At 32.5% G+C, this 3,484-nt stretch carries 7 protein-coding genes; 4 read left to right on the top strand and 3 right to left on the bottom strand.

Annotation, left to right across the window (positions count from 1 at the left end):
* Window positions 1–422 (top strand): hypothetical protein (locus BG20_RS12305; RefSeq protein ID WP_010190159.1); only part of this gene is annotated, 422 nt, incomplete at its 5' end.
* Window positions 423–501: 79 nt separating this feature from the next.
* Window positions 502–933, top strand: a complete 432-nt coding sequence (locus tag BG20_RS01965) for a hypothetical protein (RefSeq protein ID WP_010190161.1) — start codon at window positions 502–504, stop codon at window positions 931–933.
* A gap of 500 nt (window positions 934–1,433) precedes the next feature.
* On the opposite strand, the gene BG20_RS12605 is transcribed toward BG20_RS01965, so the two are convergent.
* Together BG20_RS12605 and BG20_RS11780 are read right to left on the bottom strand one after the other, a co-directional pair.
* A complete protein-coding gene (locus BG20_RS12605) occupies window positions 1,434–1,574 on the bottom strand; it encodes a DNA repair protein RadA family protein (protein ID WP_193353001.1) in 141 nt (46 codons plus the stop codon).
* Window positions 1,575–2,123: 549 nt separating this feature from the next.
* A complete protein-coding gene (locus BG20_RS11780) occupies window positions 2,124–2,312 on the bottom strand; it encodes a hypothetical protein (RefSeq protein WP_010190163.1) in 189 nt (62 codons plus the stop codon).
* Window positions 2,313–2,522: 210 nt separating this feature from the next.
* Between BG20_RS11780 and BG20_RS01970 the strand changes: the two genes are divergently transcribed.
* Complete coding sequence (locus BG20_RS01970) at window positions 2,523–2,717, top strand: C2H2-type zinc finger protein (protein ID WP_010190164.1); 195 nt, start codon at window positions 2,523–2,525, stop codon at window positions 2,715–2,717.
* Between the two features lie 211 nt (window positions 2,718–2,928).
* Window positions 2,929–3,048 carry an SHOCT domain-containing protein gene (locus BG20_RS11785; RefSeq protein WP_010190166.1) on the top strand — a complete coding sequence of 40 codons (120 nt, stop codon included), beginning with the start codon at window positions 2,929–2,931 and terminating at the stop codon, window positions 3,046–3,048.
* A 9-nt stretch (window positions 3,049–3,057) separates the two neighbouring features.
* On the opposite strand, the gene BG20_RS01975 is transcribed toward BG20_RS11785, so the two are convergent.
* Window positions 3,058–3,484 (bottom strand): adenylate/guanylate cyclase domain-containing protein (locus tag BG20_RS01975; protein WP_010190168.1); only part of this gene is annotated, 427 nt, incomplete at its 5' end.

A 3,484-nucleotide genomic window follows, 5' to 3' on the forward strand; every position in this document is an offset into this window, starting at 1 on the left:
TAGATGAAGACTGTCCTGTTGCTCCAACAGGTTACATGACAGGAGGCGGTAGTGTCATGAATGGCAATGTAAAAGTAACTCATGGATTTGAGTTCCATTGCTCTGCAGCACAACTTCCAAACAACCTAGAAGTAAACTGGGCTAAGAACAGATTCCATCTCGACAACTTGGGTACAGCATCATGTAGTGACGATCCTTCAATTAGTGAAGGTAATCCAGTATCTGGTTTTGACACCTACATGGGTGTTGGAACAGGTAGTCTTAACGGTAAACCTGGAGCTTCTGCAGAATGGAAATTCACAGATGCAGGTGAACCTGGTAAGAATGACTATGTGAGCCTAAAGATTCGTGATTCTAACAATAACGTTGTACTATCAGTAACTGGAAAACTAACTCAGGGTAATCATCAAGCACACCCATAACTTTTCTCTTTTTCTTTTTTATTTTTTAATTAATACAATCATGATAAAGTTGATATAACATTTCAAACTATTTCTCTCGTTGAAAAAACTAATTCTATTTTCATGTATTGTAATGCTTGTGTTGCAATCTTCACAAGTGTACTCATATGAAGAATACGAAGAAGATGAACAAAAAACTGAAAAAGAGTACAAAGAAATTTTAGAAAAAACATCCAATCATTCACCAAGACATCAGATCAAAATGGGCGTATTGGTACATGATGTAAAGTGTGATGACGGTCTTGAATTAGTACTGCGACATTCAAATGGTTTGCCTGCATGTGTAAAGTCTATCAATGTAGATGAATTAATCAATCGTGGTTGGGCTCTAGATACACAAGAAACAACAAAAATATTGGAAATGGAATTAAATTCAAAAGAAAAAATTATCCAAGAAAGAGAAGAAGTTCTAAACGAAAGACAAGAATCTCTACTAAAACAAGAAAACAATACTAACGAACACCAAAACTAGTTCTGAATTTGCTCAACATTAAATTTATCAGGGAAATTCTGTAATTCACTAGATGGCAACTTAATTTTCACGCCTATTTGCGTCTATTTTATTCCCCAAAATGGTGGTAGAGTCCCTGTGTAGTTGAACCTGAATTAAGAGTGTAGACCTTTTTGTACCATTCACTTACCTGGCACTCTTAACTTCATAAAATCTATTTTTCTATAATCATGATGTAAAAATAATACTGCATAACATATCTAGATAACAACCGTGAAAATTAAAACTAGTTATTTTTATGAAGAATTTACATTGCCATCGACATCAAGAAAATTCCCACACGTCTGACATTCCCACTTTTCATCAGACATTAATTGATTGACATTTGTTATTCTTGATGCGTTACAGACCTTACATTTGGTTGACATTATTTTGATTTTACTGGATGCGTTTTTTCGTGCTCTCGTACTTGTTCAAAAGTATATGAAGTTCCTTCCCATTTGAAATTACATTTTTTGCAGCTATATCTCATTTTTCTCTTCACTATGTTGCTTCTTCCATACATTACATGCAGGACAGCGACTAATTGTTTTGGTTAGTATCTTTTTTGAGAATACATTGCCACAGTTTTCACAGATTTTCAAATCGTTTAGTGTGACCATTACGATGTCATTTCCATAGAAATTATTTTTTTATTTTTCAAATGTGTTTTTTCATGGGTCAGAACTTGCTCAAAAGTATCCATCCATCCTTCCCAATGAAATTTACAGCTATTACAGTTGTACCTCAATTTTGTTTCGTCTCTTTGGATTCTTTGAATGCGTCTACATCATCAGATGTCTTTTTTTGATTTCGTTGCAATCTTGCAAATAGTTTTTTTAACATACACACATAGGTCATACCTTGCATATAAGGCAAGGATTCTTACAAAATAGATTTTTTTTTCGTAGCTGAGTAGTTAATTCAGTCCTTCTTTTCAGATATGCCAACTCACACCACTACGATATTGATAATATGTCGATTTTACCTATAGGTCTTCCTCAGAACGGGTTAATTAAGATGAAATGATATCAGGATGTTATGAATACAATACCATCACATTGGCAAAAAACATGTATTGATTGCAAGAGAATGCACTGCCAAAAGGGCTGTAATTGTGATTGTCATTGGGAACCCTGAATGCCAATTTATTTTAGAAACAAAAAATAAAATTATTTTTGATGCATGTATGATTCTAGAACCATGTTATTTAGATCAATTACTAGACATGCTGGATGAATAATATTTTCATGTGTTATGCCACAAGCATGACAAAATAGTTTTGTTGGTTGATCACATACTTTACATCTACTTTCAACTTCTAGTTTTGAAGAACATGTTTTGCAAGATTGTTTTTGCATACATATGATGTGTATTGTTGGTTTAAAAACAATGCTGAAATTAGCGTAAGCTAATTAATCCTATTAGTTATTCTAATTCTAAAGAATGAGAATGAATATTAGTTCATAGCGTATCTTAGAATAACTACATCCGATTCATTGATTTCTGATTTTAATCGTTTTTGGATATAGGGTACATTAGTTTTAGTACTAGAAGACGCTAAACAGAACATGGCATATGACGATAGTGTGAGAAAACTAAAATGTAAAAAATGTGGATCAAGATTCAAGTATCCTGAAAGACTAGAAAAACATCAAGAAATTGCACATAATAAGAAAAAGGAAAAATGCAGAGCCTGTGGTTCTGAATTTCATTCTACAGAAAATCTAAGAAAACATAAAAAAAATTGTAAGGGAAAAGTTTGATATAAAAAATATCAAACAAATTCAACTAAGAACAATAAAAATAGAATTCAGTATGAAAATAAAAACATCAAGAATTAAGTACAAAAAGTTCTATCCTCTTAATTTTGCTTCAATTCTTCAGGAATTCGCTTACGCTTTTGTGGATAAAAGTTTAATATGTAAAATTGGAAAATTAAATTGAAGATTACTTTGGAAGAATTGATGCTCTAAAATGTCAGTTGCAGATGAGTTGGTAAAACTAGCAAAATTAAAAGAACAGGGTATAATCTCGGAATCTGAATTTTTACAAATGAAACAGGCTCTAATCAGAAAGATGAATGAAAATCCATAATTTTCTGATTTATTTTCCAATGTAAGTGTAAACTGGATACACTTTTTTTGTTGTTGTGGATTTATAATTCCACTCTGATTTATCTAACTTTAAGCGAGTAAAATACTCTTGAATGGAATTATGTAGTTTGGAGTAAATATCTCCCCCAACCATTATCTGGTCGGGCTGAGCTAGATTCTGAATTTTAGCTGCCATACTCACTGAGGGTCCTAAAATATCTACATGGGACTCTTGCAAGTCATCACCATATCGCACAATTGTGTTTTCGCCATAATCTATTCCGATTTTTATCTTTAATTCAGGTAAATTGTTATTTTTCAGAATTGGATTTATGCCAATTTTAAGAATTTTGAGCATTGATTCTGCGCATGTAACTGCTCTATCTGCAACAGATGCTGATAGGTTTTCTGCAACAAAGTAACCAATTACCGCATCG

This window comes from Candidatus Nitrosarchaeum limnium BG20, from assembly GCF_000241145.1.
GTDB classification, from domain to species: Archaea; Thermoproteota; Nitrososphaeria; order Nitrososphaerales; family Nitrosopumilaceae; genus Nitrosarchaeum; species Nitrosarchaeum limnae.